Here is a 20294-nt window from a genome sequence, read left to right as displayed (position 1 = left end):
TTTTTCTATACATGGAATTTTCGAGTCTTTGATCTGAGGCGGTCTGTGAGGAGTTGGGAATCCAGGTAATCACGCGAACTGATGGTGGGTGTCGCATCTGTATTTTCGGCGGCAAATGTGAGGAACAGCCGCTTTGGCTTGCCAAACTGTTCAATCAGTCGCGCTTTGGACAGCCCATGTTCCTTGATACAATGCACAGAGGTAAGTTCTTGGAGTAATTCTTTACAAATCGGACAGGTAACCACCTAGCATTCCTCCTTCATCGCCGCTATGGCGATTTGTCTTCGGATAGGAACTTTCAGTGAACTGCTTATATTCAGTTTAGCGAATATACCGACAAAAGGAAACGAATTGATTGTTCCAATTTTATGACGAGATCGAGAACATGATTCGGTCTTTTGTCTGGCATCCGCCCTGTCGGCATTGTCAGCGCATCAAGTACAAGAACCAGGAACAGAGGGATCTTTCACGCACAGCTTCCCCCGTTCCTGTATTCGTATGAATGATGTTCGTCGATTTGCAAATGGCCTCAATGAGGAAGTGATCAGATCACTTTTCTGCTGTCCCCACTTCAGATGTGGTCAGCGCCGCGACAATTCGTTCCAAGTGCATACCGCGCGAAGCTTTGACCAGTACAGTGGTTTGCGGTTCTATCCACGCTGCCAACTGTGAAATCGCCGTTTCCACTGTCGGCGCATGGATGACGTCTTTTACACCGCCAGTTCGGGCCGCTTCGGCTATCCAACGAGCGTCATCACCGACAGCCATCAGCCGTGATACGCCGACTTGGGCAGCGTGTTCTCCAACTTGTCGATGGCCCTGCTCGGCAAACCATCCGAGTTCGAACATATCGCCTAAAATGGCGATCCGCTGGTTTTCCGGCGCCAACTCGGCGAGCACATTCAAACTGGCTGTCACAGATAAGGGGCTGGCATTGTAGCAGTCGTCGATGATGGTTGTCTGGTCTTTGCCTTGTAGGATGTTCAACCTGCCGCTCAGTTCTTCAAGCGCAGCCAAACGCTCGCTGATTTGCGGCAGCGGAATGTCCGTGGCGTGGCCGACTGCCGTCGCGGCCAGCGCGTTTAAGATGTTGTGATGTCCATAGGTCGGCAGAAACATCTGCTGTGTCTGGCCGAAGACGACCGCAGTAAAACGCATGCCTTCTTTGGTCCAGGTGATGTCTCGTGCATGCACGTCCGCATCCGATTGTAGCCCGTACCAGATGACGGGCGCCTTTGTCTGCTCGGCTACTTGTACTAAGAAATCGTCGTCTTGATTGAGAATGGCGCATCCGCTCGCCGGTAAGGCCGCCAGCAATTCCGCTTTGGCTTTCGCGATGCCGGCTTGACTGCCTAACAGTTCAATGTGACTTTGGCCGATATTTGTGATAATGCCGATATTTGGTTGGGCAATATCGCAAAGTGAAGCGATTTGACCAAATCCACGCATCCCCATTTCAAGGACCATGGCACGATGTGCAGGTGTTCGTTGTAATATAGTCAGAGGTAAGCCCAATTCGTTGTTGAAATTGCCCTGCGTGTACAGACAGGATTTGGCGCCCCCCAGCACGGCGGCCACCATTTGTTTGGTCGTGGTCTTACCGTTGCTGCCAGTGACGCCGACGACAGGTCCTGTAAATGTCGAACGCTCATGCTTTGCCAACGCCTGAATGGCCGTTAGCGGCGCTTCAACCTGTATGACGCAACCGCCATCTGTCTTGACGGGCTTGCCAACAATCGCTACACTGGCACCGCAGTCAAAGGCGTTGTTCACAAACAGATGTCCATCCGTTTGTGCGCCTTCAAATGCGACAAATGCGTCACCAGGCTGGATTTTGCGAGTGTCCACCTGAACGCCGCTGACTGTGACCGCACGGTTGTTATCGTCGCCAGTGACGGCTGTGGCGTGGACAATTTTTGCGAATTCGCGAACTGTGATAGGAATCATGAGCATCCCCTATCCTTTCTATGTTGAATGAACCTTCCTGTACAAAGGAGTTGCGACACGTGCCTTTTAAACGAATTAAAGTTGGCGTCGTATTTGGTGGAAAATCTGGCGAACATGAAGTCTCACTTCAGTCCGCGAAGTCAATGATCGAGGCGCTTGATCCACATCAGTATACCATTGTTCCCATTGGCATTTCGAAGGCAGGCAACTGGCATATCGGGAAGAATGCCATGAAAACGTTGGAGGAAGAGCAAAAGCAGGCAAAGAAAGTCTCCTCTTCGTCTCCCGTGCGCTACATCAATCAACAAGTCGGCGGATTGACACCCATCGCCGAACAGCCTTCGCCTGACCCTGTTCCGTCGAATCTTGTGAACGACGTAGATGTCATCATACCGGTCATCCATGGCACCTCGGGGGAAGATGGATCGATTCAGGGATTACTTGAACTGCTTGACGTGGCCTATGTCGGGGCTGGCATTCTTGCTTCAGCGGTCGGATTGGATAAGATTGTCATGAAACAACTGTTTGGAGCAGCCGGATTGCCGCAAGTGTCCTATATCGGAACTACGCGAAAAGTTTGGAAGTCAAGTCCCAACGAGACGATGGAACAGATTGAACGGAAGATTGGCTATCCCTGCTTCGTGAAACCGGCCAATCTTGGTTCGAGTGTCGGCATTTCCAAAGCGAAAAATCGCGCGGAACTGGAACGGGCGATGGAACTGGCTGCACAGTATGATCGCAAAATCATTATTGAAGAGGGCTTGGATGTCCGCGAAATCGAGGTTTCCGTACTCGGCAATGACGATCCCATCGTATCTGTAGCTGGTGAAATTCTGCCTTCAAATGAATTTTATGATTACAAAGCGAAGTATGTGGGCGGCACGTCGACACTCGTGATTCCGGCAGAATTGACAGATGAGCAACGTCAGCAAATTGAAACCTACGCGATTCAGGCATTTCAGACCATCGATTGCAGTGGCTTAGCACGTATCGACTTTTTCATCGAGAAGTCGAGCGGGCGCGTATTGCTCAACGAGATCAACACCATGCCAGGGTTCACGCGCTATAGTATGTATCCGAAACTGTGGGAAGCATCGGGCATGGCGTATTCAAAACTGCTTGACACCCTGATTCAGTTGGCGATTGAACGCCAGGCTGAAAAGCGTCAAACCGTCCGTACATTTGATGTGGAGTAAGTGGCAACTGAATGGGGTTTCGCTCCGTCTGATGGGAAGTCAGGCGGAGCTTTTTTAGGTGGACAATTGTTCAGGCGGGATCGAAAATGGGATGGGTGCAACGTCAAACGTGTCATATAGGCGGTTTGGCGCGCTGCAGACATTGCCTTCGCGCAGCATCGTCAGTTGATCCGCCGTGAGTGGAAAAGCGGGCATCCAGCCCAGAACTTTGACCAACTGCTCCATCACTGCCAATGGTATATGTACGGTCGGCTTGCGGGTATTCAATCGGTCGGTGATTTTCTCGACAATTTCTTCGTACATCACCACTTCAGGACCGCCAACTTCGAATGTCTCGCCTATTGTTTCATCCTTTTCGAGTGCCTGTGCAAATACAGAAGCCACAGTATTGATGTGAACAGGCTGTAAAAGCGATGATCCGTCGCCGATGATGGGCACAAAAGGGGCTTTGCGGATGGCGGCTGCAAGTTCAGTGATGAAATTCGGGCCTGGACCGCCTGCCCCGAATACGATGGATGGACGAAAGACGGTATACGACATCCCCGATTGGCGAATAAGCGTCTCCGCTTCCCACTTGCTGCGATGATAAGTGCTGGTTGCACTGGGCCGCGCACCTAGCGCGCTCATGTGAATGATGCGGGAAATACCGACTTGCCGCGCCGCTTCGATGACGTGCGCTGTTCCATCGGCATGTATCCCGTGCATGGTCACACCGCGTCGCTTGTCTTCGCGAATGATGCCCACAAGATGGATGATGGCATCCACTCCTTGCATCCCACTGCATAGCGTGGAGATGTTCGACAGATCCCCCTCTACTTCCTGTAGCGAACCCGACAGCTCCATAGGACGCCCACCGCGGCGGCGCAGCAAACGCACAGCATGTCCGTGCTTGAGCAGTGCTCGCACGACAGGTTGTCCAACATACCCTGTCCCACCTGTAACAAAGACTTTCATATTTGCCAGCCTCTATCCTGATATGAAATCGGTGGCTTTGCGTGCGCCATCCGCGATGCTCCGATCGACTGAAATCAGTTTTCCGGAAAGAGTTGATAGAAATTTGCATAACGTTCATCCCGGCTGGCAGTCGCTTTCTCCTGCGGTTTACGCTCGGTTGAACGCTTGTTCTGATGCGTGGCAGATTGGGTTTCATTTCGCTTCTTTGGCTGCGTATCTCGTATTCGATCCCGATATTGCTGTCGATATTGTTCCAAATCCTGCCTGGACCGAACCTGGTTGCGTTGCCAATCAAACAGCACTCTGTCAATGTATTTGAAGCTGTATTTATTCGCCAAAACGGCTTCGCGCAGCGCTTCCACAACCATCCACTCGGGGCAGCCGTAGCCGTCTTGACTTAACCACGTGCGGAGTTGCTCACATTCCAAAGCAGACAAAGGACGGCCAAACTCTTCTTCAAACATGGTAAAAGGTTCTGTGCGCCATGTTTTTGACTGCTCCTGCGGCGTTGGTTTGCCGCGCAGGCGTTCCCACAGCGGCTGCAAATCAAAGTACGTCACATGGGCTCCACTGTCGTCCCAACGTTCTCCAATTCCCAAAAGCCCTTCGTGTACCAATCGCTCAACTGCAAACAACACCTCTTTGCTGCTCATGCCACATAAATCGCCAACCTCTTGGGCGGAGAGCTCCGTCGTTCCATGAACCTGACCATTGGCCAAGATTTGCAACAACATGACCATTTCGTGTGCATGAATGCCCAAATTGGCATAGCTCGATAGCAGGTCGTATGGAACTGAGACGAAGGGCGTGCTCAGAAAATCTCCGTACGTAGTGTGGCGTGCGGATGGTTTCATATGCACAGCCCCTTTCAACTTGATGATTATGGGTAAAGCCGATACAGCATACGTGGAAAACCAATCGCCTCGCGAATATGTTCAATGCCGCTCAACCAAGCGATGGTTCGCTCTAAACCAAGTCCGAACCCAGCGTGTGGAACAGAGCCATATTTGCGCAAATCGAGATACCAAGCGTACGTATCCTGCGGCAAATGATGCTCCTCAAAACGCTGCTTTAACAAATTGTAGTCATGAATACGTTGGCTGCCGCCGATGATTTCACCATATCCGTCTGGCGCCAACATGTCTGCGCAAAGCGCAACCTCTGGACGGTCAGGATCCGGCTGCATATAAAACGCTTTGATGGCTGTCGGGTAGCGTTCAATGAAGAGCGGGCGATCAAATTGACCTGCAAGGGCGGTTTCGTGCGGCGCGCCAAAATCGTCTCCCCATTTGATATCATAGTCGTGTTGCTGCAACCAGGTAATGGCCTCGTCATATGTCATACGCGGAAATGGCGCCTGAATGGCCCGCAATTTATCAATATCTCTCTCCAGTACATGCAGTTCTGGTTCGCAGTGCTCAAGGACGTGATTGACCACATGTACAATCAGATTTTCTTGTACCCGCAAGTTTTCCTCGTGATCGCAAAACGCCATTTCAGGTTCAACCATCCAAAATTCGATCAAATGACGGCGTGTTTTCGATTTTTCGGCGCGAAACGCTGGACCGAGGGAGTAGACCTTCCCCAGCGACATCGCAACTGCTTCCATGTACAACTGGCCGCTTTGCGTGAGATAGGCTTCTTCGTCAAAGTATTTGGTCTGAAATAATTCAGTCGTGTCTTCACAGGAAGATGGTGTCAGCACAGGTGGATCCACCCGTGTAAAACCGTCTCCATCCAAGAAATTCATAACGGCACGCTCGACTTCGGCGCGGATTTTCAGCAGTGCTCTTTGTCGGGGGACACGCAGCCAAAGATGGCGGTGATCCAACAGAAAATCAACGCCATGTTCCTTGAGGCTAACCGGATATTCTTCGGCGATTTGGATGGCTTCCACAGCCTGAACGGTCAATTCATAACCACCAGGCGCCCTGTCGTCGGCGCGGACGAGACCAGTTACACGCAGAGAAGATTCCTGTGTCAACGAAGCGCATGTCGCAAATGTCTCCTCGCCGACCTCCGCTTTTACAGCTACACATTGGACAAGCCCAGTGCCATCTCTCACTTGAAGAAATTGAATTTTGCCGCTGGAACGTTTGTTGTACAGCCACCCTTGTACTGTCACTGCTTGTCCAACAAAGTCCCCTAAGCGTCGAATCGTTGTCGTCGTACTCACAAGTTTCCCTCCACGTTCTGTACAGTTCACGTACATGATTATAACAAACCCCGCAAATCGCCCACAATCATGAAAACAGGCACGCCAATCATATTCGGCGCACCCGCTCTCGCAAATATTCTGCTGATTACATAGATGGTGTAACTTCTGCTGAAATGTGTGAACGAGCGACGGCCGCAGATGCCAGTGGTTGCGGTTGTAGACTGTCCATCCATTTGCGGAACTCTTTGCCGTCAATGCTCTCTGCTTCTACCACATGTTCGGCGAATCGCTCGATATCCTCTTTAAATGGCTGCAGCAAATCGCCAGTCTCTTTTTCTTGCTCGGATAGAATGTGACGAACTTCCTGTTCAAGCGTTTGTTCTGGCAAATGTTCTTCATCGACGATGCCAATGCGAGAAAGTCCGCACTTCACCATGGTTCCAGCAAGCGAAGACGCCTGAACGAAATCGTTCTGCGCGCCAGTGCTGCGGTTGCCGTAATGCAGTTCCTCCGCCAAACAGCCTGCCAAGGCGACATTGATCTGCTGCGCGAGTTGTTGTTTTGTATACAGGTACTGGTCTGCTGCGGGAATCTGGCGCACAAAGCCAAGTGCATTGCCGCGCGGCGCAATGGTGATGTGTGACACCGTCCCCGGCCGCATCAGTTCGCTGATGATGGCATGACCCAACTCGTGCACAGCGACGCGACGCAGTTCCTCATCTGTGGGGCGGCGACCCGTCTTTTCACCCATCAGCACCTTATCGACAGCATCGCGAAACATTTCTTGTGTGATGGTCTGCTTATCCTGCCGCAGCGCGATAATTGCCGCTTCGTTGACCAGCGCCTCCAACTGCGCGCCGGAAAAGCCATATGTTTCACGGGCGATATGTTCGAGATTCACGTCACTCGCCAGTGGTTTATCTTTTGTGATAATGCGCAAAACATGCAACCGACCGTCTTTGTCCGGGAGATCCACTTTGATTTGGCGGTCAAAACGTCCTGGCCGCAGCAAAGCGGAATCCAGAATATCCGGACGATTGGTCGCCGCCATCACCAAGATGAACGGTGTCTGCGTCGTGCTCATGCCGTCCATTTCGGTGAGCAGTTGGTTCAATGTTTGGTCATATTCCTGATGGCTGTGCTGTCCCCGTTTGCCACCCACCACGTCGATTTCATCGACGAAGATGATGGCGCTGTCCTTATTTTCCTTTTTCGCCATTTGCCGTGCACGGCGAAACAGATCCCGGACACGCTGTGCGCCTACACCGACGTACATCTCCACAAACTCTGAACCTGACGCAGATAAAAAGACAGAATCCGTATAAGTTGCAGCCGCTTTAGCCATGAGTGTCTTGCCCGTACCTGGCGGGCCAGACAACAAAATCCCTTTCAGCGGACGAATGCCAAGCGCTTTGATGCGATCCCGATGGCGCAAAAAGTCGAGTGCTTCCCGCAACTCGTGTTTTGCGGTTTCTTGACCGCCAATCTGATCAAAGGAAATTGAGTGACGAACGGGTGCGTCACGCGATGCAGGACTGGTCGCTGTACGACGATCCATCATCACCCACAAGAGCACACCCAATCCGACCAAGAACAAAATCGGTAGAATGTTGATGCGTAGAATCCCTAAAAATGCAATGACCGCAATTGCAACTCCAATGAGCCACTCCTTCATCAAGATGCGGCACCCCCTTGGCGCGTTGTGTACGGCATCACAGTGTAAAGGTAATATTTTCCCTTTGCTAACTGGATGTAAATGTACTGTCTGTCCATCGTGATGCGACATTGAATCCCTTGTTTTTTTGCCTCATTTGTTACCTGAGCAATCATGGTCGTGTAGTTGCTTTTGTCGATCCCTTGAAGCAAAGCTGGATTAAAGCTCTCCATGGCTTGTGTCAAGACCTTGTTTCTGTTGTCCAGCAGATGCGGTGTGACATCCGCGCCCAACTTCGCCGAGATCTGATTTTCTAAATCGTTATATGTCTGTTGCAGATCACCATTTTTCAACTTGGAGAACGGCCCCAACTGCACATCGATGATTTCCGGATTTCCAGAGGAGACGTTGACCATCTGCACCCCTTCTACTTGCTGGAGATCGCGTTTGAGCGGAGTCACCATGTTGAAATGTTCGTACGCCTGCCACCCGCCAAACAAGACAGCGAGTACGAGCACTGCAATCAAGACAATGGGTACGAGGCGAACACGTGACAAAGGAAACTCGCCTCCTTTACATAACTTAGGAACATGCGTTTAGTATAACATGTAACCGAACGTATGTTCACAGTACATATTTCCATGCTGCAAAAAAGTGTGTCAGTCAATTGTTGTCGGCTTCCCTAAAACACGCCCAGTCACCGCGTCGAGATAGACAAACGTCGATTTGCCTTTCATTGTACCATGTATCTCAAATACGACGTCATCCGTTGGATGCAAAAATTTTGCCGACTGGTCAGTCACATAGCCAATTGTACATTGTTGTGTATGTATATGCAGTTTAGACATCTGGTCTGCAATTTGTTTTTGCGTGACAAGTTTATTGGCTTCAATGCTGTAGCATGTGCCTTCTGTCGGAATGTAAAATGCATACCACGCGTGGTTGAACGTGTCCGTGCCTTTAAACACATCTTCCACGCCGGAAGCCGTGAACACTTGATAGCTCTCCAGCTTGGAGATGGGTGTGTGATCCAACACATACTGTGCTGCACTCGTTTCTGCAGCCCAGTAGCTCGACATGTTCTTCCACAGAGCAACACAGACGGCGGCACAAATCATGGCTAGTATGAGCGGAATGGTGATAAGCCACACTTTCCACATCCTCATGCCAAATCGGTCCGGTATAGCGTAATTTGCATCCTGTCCGATCCATCATCAGCTTTTGCCAAGCCAAAAATCACATCTTTGTCCTTTAAATTGCGATTCAAAAAGTCGACGAACAGGTACAGATCCTCTGTCTTGTCACACATGTGCGTCGCGATTACATGTAATTTTGTATCCACAAGTTCCACCATCCGTCGATGCGTTATGATTTCATTTGCGCGTAAAACTGCTCGTTCATAAAGCGGTATTGCAGTGGTGTGATGCTGATATAACCTGCTGCAACGGCGTCGATATCGTTTGTACCATCGCCCTTCTCGTCAATGATTTCCCCATCATAACGATAAACCTCGTTGCCTTCAGCGTCCAGTTCCACAGCGAATTTGTCGTGGTATTTCCGGACGCCCAATACGGTCCATACATGCTCTGTGGATTTAAGCGTCGTTGGAAAATTGACGTTTAAAAATGTTTCCTTTGGCAGTTCCACCGAATTGAGCAATTGAAATATCCGGCGCGCGGCCACCGCTGCTTGGCGAAAGTCAAACGGCGGTCCGACGGCAGAGAAGGCAATTGAGGGCACGCCCTGCAAAGCCGCTTCGCCTGCCGCTGCAACTGTTCCAGAGTACAGGACGTCTGACGCCAAGTTGGCGCCTGCATTGATGCCAGAGAGCATCATGTCAAACGGCGTTTTTCGGTGTAATGTGCTAAGCGCCCATTTGACACAATCCACAGGCGTTCCTGAAGTGGCGTACGCTTCCTGTATTCCCGGAACATCAACTGCTCGAATTCGCAGGGGCTGATGTAAACTGATGCCATGACTGGAAGCGCTGCGTTGGCAATCCGGTGCCACAACCACCAGTTCGGCGTCGCCGCTAAGCGCATCATACAGCGCGCAGATCCCCTCTGCTTCAATCCCGTCGTCGTTGCTGATAAGTATGCGCATGAACTGTCCCCTCTCCTGCCATCTTTCGTGTGACATAGGCGCCACAACACCGCTCATAATAGGAGTACTTCAGCGGGAGGTGGTGTTATGACTGAGTCGATACAAAGTCATGAGACAAATATTGCGGACACACAGGAACATCTGTTTAAAAAAATGGAATCGGCATTCCTGATTTCTGCACTGTACGATGAAATGTCAGACACGCTTCGGCAGAACATCACACTGCGCCTAGATCACATGACCGCAGCCACACCTGACAATACCTCCGATGAGCTCAGTGAATAATTTTTTTCAAGCGTGCAACTTCACTTTTGACACGCTCGGTGTCGATGGTCAGCGGTTGGCCATTGGCGACCACTTGCCGGCCTTGAATAAATACATCACGAACATCGTCAGCGCCACACGCGTAGACCACGTCGGACAATAAATTGTGGCGAGGCATTAAATGAGGACTGCTGCCATCAAGCAGAACCATGTCACATGGCGAACCAGGCTGCAGCGTCCCGAGCCCTGTTTCCAGGCAACATGCTTTCGCGCCCAGTTCCGTCGCCATTTGAAAGGCGGTGGCTGCAGGAATCATCTCTGCGTCTTGGTGCACCCCTTTGTGCAAGGTTGCCGCCAAACGCATCTCTTCAAACATATCCAGGTTGTTGTTGCTCGCTGCACCGTCGGTGCCGAGGCCAACCACCATGTTGCGCTCCAGCATCTTTTGCAGCGGCGCGACACCGGATCCCAATTTCAAATTGCTTTGTGGATTATGTGCCACGCGAACGCCATGTGTTGCCATGATATCCAAATCCGCGTCGGTCACATGCACGCAGTGCGCTGCCAGCAGGGGCAAATTGAACAAACCCACTTTTTGCGCGAGTTCAATCGGTGTCACACCGTGTTGTTTTAAGCAATCTTCCACTTCCGTCTTCGTCTCACTGAGATGAATTTGGATTGGCACATTGAGCACAGCGGCCAATTCTGCGATCTCGGTGAGGAAGTCAGGCGGACAGGTATATGGCGCATGCGGTCCAAGCATGACCGTGATGCGTCCCTGCGCTTTTTGCTGCCAATCCGCCACAAACTGGCGACTGCGCGACAGGCCCTTCGCGCGCGAGTCCTCATCAAAGCCAACGACACCGACCGAAAGCACGCCGCGCATCCCGCTTTCCGACACTGCGCGCGCCGTATTCTCCATCATCATGTACATGTCCGTGTAGGTGGTTGTTCCAGAAATTAGCATTTCCCAAGCTGCCAATTGTGTACCCCAGTAAGTGGCCTCTTCAGTCAGTTTCTCTTCTAATGGAAAAATTCGTTCATGAAGCCAATTCATCAGCGGCATATCGTCTCCTGCGCCGCGCAGCAAAGTCATCGCTGCATGTCCATGTGTATTAATCAGCCCAGGAATTGCGATTTTATCCGTCTTGCGAATCAAATCCACCGGCTCTTCACCCGGTTGTTGTTGATATCTGCCGCGTACATAAGCACGGATGACACCGTCCTCCATCACGAAGTAGATGGGTTCGGCAATCACAGTCGCGCTATCAATGATGGCACCGCCTAGTTCGATCACGGTTTGACGTGGTTTCACTTTGTTTCCTCCTGTGTTGCCAAACTGGCCAATGATTTGTCAAACGGTCCTTTGGCAACGCCACGCTCGGTGATGATACCGGTAATGAGGGCTGCAGGTGTCACGTCAAATGCCGGATGCAAAGCAGTTGCGCCAATTGGCGCAATGGGGCGATTAAAAATCTCTGTCACTTCTTTGGCGCTACGTTGTTCAATCGGAATGTCAGCCCCTGTTTCGGTCGTAAAATCGATGGTGCTCATCGGTGCAGCGACGTAGAACGGAACTTGATGATAGTGCGCCAAAACGGCCAGCGCGTATGTGCCGATTTTGTTTGCAGTATCGCCGTTTTTGGCCACTCTGTCTGCGCCCACTAACACGGCGTCAACGAGGCCCTGCTGCATCAGATGGCCCGCCATGCTGTCGGTGATGATGTCAAACGGGATGTTTTCGCTGGCCAGTTCGTACGCGGTCAACCGCGCCCCTTGCAGATAAGGCCGTGTTTCATCGACATACACATGTCGCAGCAGGTCACGCGCAAACAAGGAGCGAATAACACCAAGCGCGGTTCCATATCCTACGGTTGCGAGCGACCCAGTATTACAGTGTGTCAAAACGCGTGCGGAATGTGTGAATAAATCAGCGCCTTGTTCGCCAATCGCGCGGTTGGTGGCGACGTCTTCATCCGCAATTTTGACAGCTTCCTCGCGCAGTCGCGCCGCTAATTGATCCACGGGGGTCTCTTTGACGATTGCACGCATGCGATCCATCGCCCAGCCCAAGTTCACCGCAGTCGGTCGGGCGCTTTGCAACATGTCTATCGCCTGCAGCAAATCTCCGCCCAGATTGGAGTGCTGCGGGAGGCGATTGGCTTCCAAAGCGACGGCAAAAGCAGCGGACGCGCCAATGGCCGGTGCGCCGCGCACTTTCATGCAGCGGATGGCCTCTTTGACCGCTTCGGCAGATTGATAATCTTCCCAAATCTCTTCCTGTGGCAATTTGGTTTGATCCAGCAATTGCAACGTGTTTTCACGCCAGCGAATGGCTTCCATGCATTTTGCCTCCTGTTGTTGTCCCCTGAACGTCAGGACACACTTCACGGTTGGTTGTTCAAAGGAACTTGTCCAGCCACTGCATTTGGACATGCGCATGTGCGCAGATCTTTGTCCTCGGAGATAAAATTGTAAAACAAATCGCGTATTTTGCGCACATTTTGCTGCATCGTCTCAATCACTTCGTGGTGTGTCAGCGGTGCGTTGGATAGACCCGCAGCATAATTGGTGACCATACAGACTGTGGCATAACACAATTGGGCCTCTTTGGCGAGCGTCACTTCCGGCATGCTGGTCATGCCAACGACGCTGGCGCCCAACTGCCCATACATCTGAATTTCGGCTTTTGTCTCAAAACGAGGGCCTTCCGTACAGACGTATACACCGTGATCGTGCATCGAATAGCCCAGATTGTTCGCCGCTGCCATCAGTCCCCTACGCAAACGTCCGCAGTAGGGATCTGACATATCGACGTGGACAACAGGCTCCCCGTCGAAAAAGGTATTCACGCGCGATTTCGTCATGTCGATCACATCGTCGACCAGGACCAAATCACCTGGCGCACAAGCCAACTGAAGCGAACCGACGGCAGCTGTAGCCAATACCTGCTCGACGCCAAGCTCCTTTAAAGCCCAGATGTTGGCCCGATAGCGAATTTTATGGGGAGGTGTTGAGTGGCCAGCGCCGTGCCGTGCCATAAAAGCGACCTGTTTTCCCGCATACGCACCGATTGTCACTGTTGCGTCACCGTAGGGTGTATGTATGGTTGATGTGGTTGCGTCTGACACTTGACCCGCTTCATAGACGCCTGTCCCACCGATAATCGCGTACTTTGCTTGCATGCGCTCACTCCTGCCAAGAATTCCGAAACATCTTGATTATACGCAATTTGAGCCCAGTGCGCATGCGTCACTTCATTTTGTGTTGGTTAAACTTACAAATTGATGTCCGAGTCTGTCCAAATGTGCAAATCATGCCACGAACGCGGAAAAGAAAATTCTTTCTTTGCCAAAAGCAGCATGACGATAAACAGGATACAGTTCAAGTACACCATCCACATGTCCGTCGTAGGATTCGGTTCTCCATAGCAAACCGTCCACAAGTTGCAGAACGACGTCAATGTCAAGCCAGCGGCAATCCAGGTCCATTTGCGGTCATGGAGGGAGGCTGCAATCGCAAATATCACGGCCATGAGAATATAGCGTTCATGAATTTCTGTCGGCAACATGTAAAATGCGAAACTGACAATGGTGCCGGCTTTGATCAACTGTTCCACGGATAATTTTGCACTGCGCCAAATGTAGACTGCCATGTACAGTGTTGCGAGGAACAACAAAAAAAGCCCGATGATTTTATAGGTGACCCCGCCAAGCACCGCCGTGCTGTCCGGAAGATGCGGGGATGAATCCACCAAGTAGAACCAGATGTTCATCGCGTTCATGTCGAGATAGGGGTACTGAGCCGTCGTTGCGAGATACGCGTTCTTCATCATCGCAAAAAAAGTGCCATGCCATGCGAGAAACAGTCCAGTGCCGCCAAATGCAAGGCAAAAACCAACGATGATTCGCACCGGACTCGCTGATCGTTTGGTCATCAACCAACCACGCAGCGTCACCACGGCCAAAACTGGGAAAATCACAATGGATTGAAACTTGCTGAGCAGTGATACGGCAAAAAGGAACCCACTGGTCCCAGGGCGTTTGAGGAAATTTGCGATTGCGAGCAGTGAAAGCATGCCGTCCAATACGTCAACTTGCCCCCACACCGCCGTATCAAAGATGATGGCAGGATTCAGGCAAAATAACGTCAAAATGAACATTCTCCATTTGCTTGCTGTGTGCGCGGTCATAACGAAAAAAGCGATCATTGCAGCAGCGTCCAGCGTGATGCCCGGTAATTTCGCAGACAATGCGCCAGGTTGGATCGAGTAATGAAGCGCGTTCGCCGCTTTGCCATAGATGTCGAGCACCAGCAAATATACCGGCGGATAATTGACTTGATTGGATTGATAGATATGCGCGAAACCAGTTTGTTGCAGTTCATTCATCCAAGAGATGAAAATCATCTGATCACCGACATATCCTCGGAAGTGGGTAGCCAGATAGAGTTGCAGCGCGACAGATACAATCCAAAGGCCGCTGAAATACAGGATGGATGTCCTTTGTTTCCGAAACCAAGCCATATGTAAAACTTCCTCCTGCCAAATCATTGTGCATATGCGTATATCTATTATCGGAGATAAAACTGAGATCAACATGAGTATAAGCTGAAAATTTGCTGAAAATATTTGCCCGAGCGCAAAGCCCACATCCTGGCGCCGTCCGCCTGAGCCGCAATAGAATTGGCGTATTTGTCATGTTGCAGAAGCGAATGCTCGCACCGCTTGATTGTCTAATGCACCTTTTGGCGGATAGACGACATGGGATTTTTACGTTTTTGGGCAGTTGTAGATTCATTTGAATCGTTGCCCGGCCGCACAGCCATGAACGAAAGACATGCTGCGCAAGCGCAGATGCCACTGATGGTGAAAAAGACCGTTTGGTGAGAAATTTTGGTAAGAAACGATACCAGTGGCGGCCCCACTGCAACCCCAATATAGCGAACGCTGCTGTACAGTGAGGTCATTGTGCCCCGTTCCTTTTTTTCGATCCCTTCGGTAATCATGGAATCCAAGCACGGCAACGCCAGCCCGATTCCAATGCCACCCAAGAAGAGGGCGCTGATCAAAAAATAGATGTTGGTGACTAAGGCGCCAAACACAATGGCGGTGGTTTGAATCAGACAACCAATGAACGTCAGCCATTTCATGCGAATTTTATTCGACTTGATTTGTTTGCCGGTAATGAACGAAGTCAAGCAGAGCGCCATCAGCGGAATGGCCAAAATCAGCCCCTTTGTCACACCTTTGATTTGAAAGCGGTCTTCCAATTCAGAGGAAAGATAAAACAGGGTACCAAAGATGACGAGCATCGCGATGCCGCCAATGGCAAAGACTGCAAACAACCATCTCCCCTTTTGACGGAGGAGTTGTTGAATCGAATGGACAAAAAGGCGAAATTCAATTTTCTGTTGCCGCTTGTTTTGCGGCGCTTTCACGAGAAAGCAGACCAAACCGATGGAGATCAGACAAAAAATAGGAATGGACAAAAAGGGCAAATACCAAATGAATGTCGCCAAAAAGGCGCCGAGAATGGGACTTAGCACTTTGCCAAATGTATTCGCGGTTTCGATGAGACCAAGTCCGCGGCTGACGTCGCTTTCATTGCGAAACATATCGCCGACGAGCGGCAGTACAATGGGCGCAGCGCCAGCTGCGCCAATACCTTGCAGCAGCCGGCCGATGAGAATAAACCAATAGCTGTCCGACATGAACCACGCCGAAAGACCGGAAATCAGCCCACCGATGCCCGTGATGATGAGACTGGGAATGATGATCACTTTCCGACCATATTGATCGGACAAGTACCCTGCAATCGGGATGAAGAAAATCGCCACCACCGAGTAGACGGTGATGATCATACTGACCTGCAGCGAACCAATGTGCAGTAACTTCTCCATTTGCGGCAACACTGGGATAAGCATGGAATTTCCCAATGTCATAATGAGCGGAATGGAGGCGAGGGAGGCGAGCGCCCACCGTTTGTCAGATTCCATCATGATCACCCAATCTCATGTAATATCGATTCACGAAGTCTTTTTGCTGCTGCGTTTGCGCCCTTTGACAGGTGACTGGGTCATTTTTAGGCTCTGTTGTAGGGCATCCATCAAACTCACCACATCGGAAGAAGCTTTCTGTGCCGCTTCAGCAGGTTGTTTTGTGTCGATGTGCTGCAATTTTTGTTCGACCAACTGCTCGATTTGCTGTCGTCGTTCATCGTGGAATAGGTCGGGATCAAACGGTTTGCTCAACTGCTCAATCAGCTTGACGGCCATGTCGAGTTCTGCCTCCGCCACTTCCATGGCTTGATTGACATATGGCAGTTCCCCTGTCTCGCGCACCTCGTCTGGCCAAAACAAAGTCTGTACAATCAATACGCCGTTTTGCATGCGCACGCAGGCCAAACTTTCACTCTGCCGCAGCACGGTCTTAGCCACAGCAATTTTCTGGGTGTCCCCCAACGCTTGAGCCAGAAGCGCATACGCTTTGCGCCCATTGGTTTCCGGTGCCAGATAGTATGTTTTGTCGTAATACACGGGGTCGATCTCACTGCTGTTCGTGAAGTACACGATGTCGAGCGTGTCCGATCTCGTTTTGCTCAACTCCGCAAGTTCTTCATCGTCAATGACGACAAACTGTCCTTTCGCATATTCAAATCCTCGGATGAGATCTTCCGTTTTGACTTCGACTTCACAGGTTGGGCAGATTTTATGATATTGAATCGGTGTCTGGCAGGTTTTGTGCAGTGTTCGAAAGCGTACATCTTTGGATTCTGTCGCCTTGTACATGCGCACCGGCACGTTGATTAACCCGAAACTGACAGAGCCTTTCCACATCGTGTGCATCGCCGTTCACCCCGCTTTGACTATTGGACGCCATAGACATCTCTTAAGAGGATGTCCGAAATACGCAAAACAAGTCGGTCAGCGGTTGCCAAAATCTGAACGGTGTTTCTCGGAGAAAGCGCTTCTACGGGTCAAAAGAAGCACTGGTTGGATTGCTGCGTAGAGGGAAACAGTTGGAGAGCGGCATTGCGCCTTCCAACTGTTTGGGGATGCTTAGCTTAAAAATCCCTTGACGTGTTTGAGCACTTCTTGCTCGGGCGCGACAAATGGTCTGACGCCTGACAGGGATTGAATGAACGTTTGACCGTAGCGTTGCGTGATGATGCGTTTGTCATAGACCACCACCACACCTTTGTCTTGGCGCGTGCGAATGAGGCGGCCAAAACCCTGGCGAAAGCGGACAACGGCCTCGGGCAAACTGGCAATCCAAAATGGACTTTTGCCGTTTGCCGTCAAGCGCTCATGTCGCGCTTCGGTCACTGGGTGTGATGGCGGCGCGAACGGCAACCGGACGATGACGAGGGTCGTCAACTGATCCCCAGGCAAATCGATGCCCTCCCAGAAGGACTGGGCTCCGAGCAAAACGCTGTGCGGATTCTTGCGAAAGGCGTCGAGCATAGCCGTGCGGCTCCCATCGATGTCCTGCGCGAAGACCGCAATGTTTTGCTGACGCAGCGGATCGCGCAGTAGTGTCGCTGTATCGCGCAGCATCTGATGGCTGGTGAACAGTGTCAGCATGCGCCCTTCGCTCGCGATGGCCAACTGATACAGCGAGTCGCCCAGCCAGGCCGCCGCATCCGCTGAGCTCATCTTGGCCAATTCGGGGACATCGCTCGGCACGCACAGCCGCGCTTGTCTGGCAAAATTGAACGGCGAAGGCACATTTGCTGTCAGCAGCTTTTCATTTTCTGCTGAGTTTCGCAGCCCCAATTGCGCTACGGTGTAATCAAAACGTCCTTTGATGGAGAGTGTGGCTGAGGTCAGGATGATGCGCTCCATTGGCTCAAACAACGTTCGCTGCAGCGTATCCGATACATCGATGGGCGCTGTATGTAGACTGTAGCGCGGCCGCTGCGCGCCGCGCCGTTCCACCCAAGCGACCATTTCTGGATTGGCCACCGTCATCTCCTCAAGCAGGCGGACGCCCTGTAGCCATTGATCCAAATAACCCGCTGCGTCGACAATCCTTCCGGCTTCTTCGTCGGTTGCCGCTTGCTTCGACCATTCCTGCAAGGACCTGCCTAACTCTGCAAGCGCGGCAAGCGGCGCTCGCAAACTAGACATGCACTCGCTGAAACGAAGAAAGTCCGGATGTTCGCGAAGTTCGTCTGTCAGGCGCTGTTCATTGCGTCCATATGGCACCAGCGCGCCAAGATATTGAAATGCCACTTCGGCCTGACGGTGAATTTCGTCGATCCACTCTTGTGCTTTATGCAGTCTCTCTTCCATCGCGAGCGGCATCGACTGTGTATTTTGGAAATAAGTGAGCAATTCCGGCAAAATGCCCGTTTTTCCTTTGTCACGTGTTAATCGATAGGATAAGAAGGCCAGTTGCGCCGCATGCACTTCCCCGCCCAAATGTTTGGTCGCCTGCTCTTCGAGATGATGCGCTTCGTCGATGATCAGCGCTTCATATTTTGGCAAAACGCGATGATCCGCCTTTATATTCGCCAACATCAGCGAATGGTTGGTCACCACAATGTCGGCCATTTGACCACGCGCTTTGGCGCGAAAGTAGTAACAGGGGCGAAAAAAGGGGCAACGTTTGTTGATACAAGTATCTGTTTCGCTTTGCACCCGCGCCCAGATGGCCCGCTTGACCACGCTGCCTGTGAGTTCCTCTCGCACGCCTTCTTTGGTGTTCACCAGCCACACGAGCAACGACATCAAGTTTTCAATGTCCTCTTTCGGTGAAATAAAGGACAACTGTGCTGCTTCTGCCTTCACCTTGCGCATACAGACATAGTGATTGCGCCCTTTTTGCACAGCCAAAGTGAGCTTGTCGTCAAAGATTTTTTGCAATGTCGGAAAGTCGCGTTGCTCAATCTGATCCTGCAAGGCGATGGTATGTGTGCTGACTGCGACGCGCTGACCGGTCTGTTTTGCGTACAATGCTGCAGGTATCAGGTAGGCCATCGACTTCCCTGTGCCTGTCCCCGCTTCAATCAACGCGTGCTTGCCATCATCAAATGCATTTGCAACCTGTTCCACCATTTGTAATTGCCCTTCACGCGCTTCGTAGCCTGCCAACATCTCACTTAATTTGCCGCCAGTGGCCAAGATGGCGCGCGCCTGCGCGCCAATGGGTTCGCCGTGACCACTTGAGTTGTTCTCCCGTGCTTGCGATGGCCCTGCTGCATTTGGCATGCCAGACAAGCTGTAGACGAGTCCATCGCGAACCTCACATGTATCGGGGATGTCATCCCCTTTTTCGCGCATGACGCTTTCCGATTGACGGATAAACCAGTCGGCGGTCACTTCCGATAAAAGGCCAGCCATTTGTGTCAAATGCTGCAATACCAACAGTGGCAGTTGACGCGCCGCTTGCTCCAATTTTTCCAATAGGCGCGCGCACGTGGTCGCGTCATCCAGCGCCCGATGAGAAGCGCCTGTTTCAATACCGCAATGCGCTGCAATGCCTGCCAAACGATGACCGGTCAAAGTTGGAAGAAGCACGCGTGACAACATGAGCGTACACAAACCGTCTGCCCGGCGCAGGGACAGTCCCTGCCGCTCACACGTTTGCTGCAAAAATGAAATATCAAATTCGGCGTTGTGCGCCACAATGGGCTCATCACCGATAAAATTCAATAGTTCTGGCAAAACGTCCTCAATAGATGCCGCATCTTGCAACATGCTGTTTGTGATGCCAGTCAAAGCGACAATTTCATCGGACAGTGGACGGCTTGGCTTAAACAAGCGATGAAAAGTATCTGCGATCTCGCCATCCACAACGCGGACGCCGCCCACTTCGATGATTTCGTCAGTCGTTGCGTTTAGTCCGGTTGTTTCAACATCGATTGCCACATAGTTCAATGAAGGCCCTCCTGGCCAATTCGAATTTCTCTACCCTGAATATAAAGTCGATACCTTTGCGTGCGCCATCCGCGATGCCTTGATTGACTGGTACTTTCGCGATTCTGCTGGCGCGGGACCCATCACGCATGGCCGT

General features: G+C 51.4%; 19 protein-coding genes. 2 read left to right on the top strand and 17 right to left on the bottom strand.

The features are described 5' to 3' along the window. Positions 1-5: 5 nt before the first annotated feature. Together ACFSB2_RS06980 and ACFSB2_RS06975 are read right to left on the bottom strand one after the other, a co-directional pair. A complete protein-coding gene (locus tag ACFSB2_RS06980; protein WP_377942315.1) occupies positions 6-245 on the bottom strand; it encodes an RING finger protein in 240 nt (79 codons plus the stop codon). Positions 246-549: 304 nt separating this feature from the next. Then, positions 550-1947: a UDP-N-acetylmuramoyl-tripeptide--D-alanyl-D-alanine ligase gene (locus ACFSB2_RS06975; RefSeq protein ID WP_377942314.1), complete on the bottom strand. Its 1398-nt coding sequence runs from the start codon at positions 1945-1947 to the stop codon at positions 550-552. 59 nt (positions 1948-2006) lie between these two features. Here ACFSB2_RS06975 and ACFSB2_RS06970 point away from each other — a divergent pair, with 59 nt between their 5' ends. Then, on the top strand, positions 2007-3143 hold the full coding sequence (locus ACFSB2_RS06970; RefSeq protein ID WP_377942313.1) for a D-alanine--D-alanine ligase: 1137 nt from the start codon (positions 2007-2009) through the stop codon (positions 3141-3143). Positions 3144-3197: 54 nt separating this feature from the next. Here the strand turns inward: ACFSB2_RS06970 and ACFSB2_RS06965 are convergent, their stop codons facing one another. The 8 genes from ACFSB2_RS06965 to surE all read right to left on the bottom strand — a co-directional run bounded on the left by ACFSB2_RS06965 (position 3198) and on the right by surE (position 10012). Beyond that, the gene (locus tag ACFSB2_RS06965) at positions 3198-4097 is read right to left on the bottom strand and encodes a complex I NDUFA9 subunit family protein (protein WP_377942312.1); all 900 of its coding nucleotides are present in this window, start codon (positions 4095-4097) and stop codon (positions 3198-3200) included. A 74-nt stretch (positions 4098-4171) separates the two neighbouring features. Then, positions 4172-4951 (bottom strand): DnaD domain-containing protein, encoded by a 780-nt coding sequence (locus ACFSB2_RS06960; RefSeq protein ID WP_377942311.1) that lies wholly within the window; start codon positions 4949-4951, stop codon positions 4172-4174. A 26-nt stretch (positions 4952-4977) separates the two neighbouring features. Then, positions 4978-6309 carry an asparagine--tRNA ligase gene (gene asnS / locus ACFSB2_RS06955; protein ID WP_377942310.1) on the bottom strand — a complete coding sequence of 444 codons (1332 nt, stop codon included), beginning with the start codon at positions 6307-6309 and terminating at the stop codon, positions 4978-4980. 91 nt (positions 6310-6400) lie between these two features. Then, complete coding sequence (locus ACFSB2_RS06950) at positions 6401-7936, bottom strand: AAA family ATPase (RefSeq protein ID WP_377942605.1); 1536 nt, start codon at positions 7934-7936, stop codon at positions 6401-6403. Beyond that, complete coding sequence (locus ACFSB2_RS06945) at positions 7930-8466, bottom strand: hypothetical protein (protein WP_377942309.1); 537 nt, start codon at positions 8464-8466, stop codon at positions 7930-7932. Before ACFSB2_RS06945 ends, ACFSB2_RS06950 begins: the two co-directional genes overlap by 7 nt. A 102-nt stretch (positions 8467-8568) precedes the next feature. After that, positions 8569-9069: a hypothetical protein gene (locus tag ACFSB2_RS06940; protein ID WP_377942308.1), complete on the bottom strand. Its 501-nt coding sequence runs from the start codon at positions 9067-9069 to the stop codon at positions 8569-8571. Between the two features lie 2 nt (positions 9070-9071). After that, positions 9072-9251 (bottom strand): YpmA family protein, encoded by a 180-nt coding sequence (locus ACFSB2_RS06935; protein WP_377942307.1) that lies wholly within the window; start codon positions 9249-9251, stop codon positions 9072-9074. 23 nt (positions 9252-9274) lie between these two features. Next, positions 9275-10012: a 5'/3'-nucleotidase SurE gene (gene surE, locus ACFSB2_RS06930; protein WP_377942306.1), complete on the bottom strand. Its 738-nt coding sequence runs from the start codon at positions 10010-10012 to the stop codon at positions 9275-9277. An 87-nt stretch (positions 10013-10099) separates the two neighbouring features. Here surE and ACFSB2_RS06925 point away from each other — a divergent pair, with 87 nt between their 5' ends. Next, the gene (locus tag ACFSB2_RS06925) at positions 10100-10297 is read left to right on the top strand and encodes a hypothetical protein (RefSeq protein ID WP_377942305.1); all 198 of its coding nucleotides are present in this window, start codon (positions 10100-10102) and stop codon (positions 10295-10297) included. On the opposite strand, the gene ACFSB2_RS06920 is transcribed toward ACFSB2_RS06925, so the two are convergent. From ACFSB2_RS06920 to ACFSB2_RS06890, 7 genes are all read right to left on the bottom strand, one after another. Then, the gene (locus tag ACFSB2_RS06920; protein ID WP_377942304.1) at positions 10287-11591 is read right to left on the bottom strand and encodes an amidohydrolase; all 1305 of its coding nucleotides are present in this window, start codon (positions 11589-11591) and stop codon (positions 10287-10289) included. The genes ACFSB2_RS06925 and ACFSB2_RS06920 overlap by 11 nt on opposite strands. Next, entirely contained in the window at positions 11588-12619 is a 1032-nt protein-coding gene (gene mtnA, locus ACFSB2_RS06915) for an S-methyl-5-thioribose-1-phosphate isomerase (RefSeq protein ID WP_377942303.1), read from the bottom strand. The genes ACFSB2_RS06920 and mtnA overlap by 4 nt, the downstream gene beginning before the upstream one ends. Positions 12620-12663: 44 nt before the next feature. Beyond that, the gene (gene mtnP / locus ACFSB2_RS06910; RefSeq protein WP_377942302.1) at positions 12664-13461 is read right to left on the bottom strand and encodes an S-methyl-5'-thioadenosine phosphorylase; all 798 of its coding nucleotides are present in this window, start codon (positions 13459-13461) and stop codon (positions 12664-12666) included. Positions 13462-13553: 92 nt separating this feature from the next. Further along, on the bottom strand, positions 13554-14801 hold the full coding sequence (locus ACFSB2_RS06905) for a transporter (protein WP_377942301.1): 1248 nt from the start codon (positions 14799-14801) through the stop codon (positions 13554-13556). Between the two features lie 209 nt (positions 14802-15010). Next, entirely contained in the window at positions 15011-16273 is a 1263-nt protein-coding gene (locus tag ACFSB2_RS06900) for an MFS transporter (protein WP_377942604.1), read from the bottom strand. A 30-nt stretch (positions 16274-16303) separates the two neighbouring features. After that, entirely contained in the window at positions 16304-17122 is an 819-nt protein-coding gene (gene ku, locus ACFSB2_RS06895) for a non-homologous end joining protein Ku (RefSeq protein WP_377942300.1), read from the bottom strand. A 213-nt stretch (positions 17123-17335) separates the two neighbouring features. Continuing rightward, on the bottom strand, positions 17336-20149 hold the full coding sequence (locus ACFSB2_RS06890) for a helicase C-terminal domain-containing protein (RefSeq protein WP_377942603.1): 2814 nt from the start codon (positions 20147-20149) through the stop codon (positions 17336-17338). Positions 20150-20294 lie beyond the last annotated feature (145 nt).

Origin of the sequence: Alicyclobacillus fodiniaquatilis, from assembly GCF_042678105.1 — a bacterium.
Taxonomy (GTDB): domain Bacteria; phylum Bacillota; class Bacilli; order Alicyclobacillales; family Alicyclobacillaceae; genus Alicyclobacillus; species Alicyclobacillus fodiniaquatilis.
This window is presented reverse-complemented; position numbering and strand designations above follow the sequence as displayed.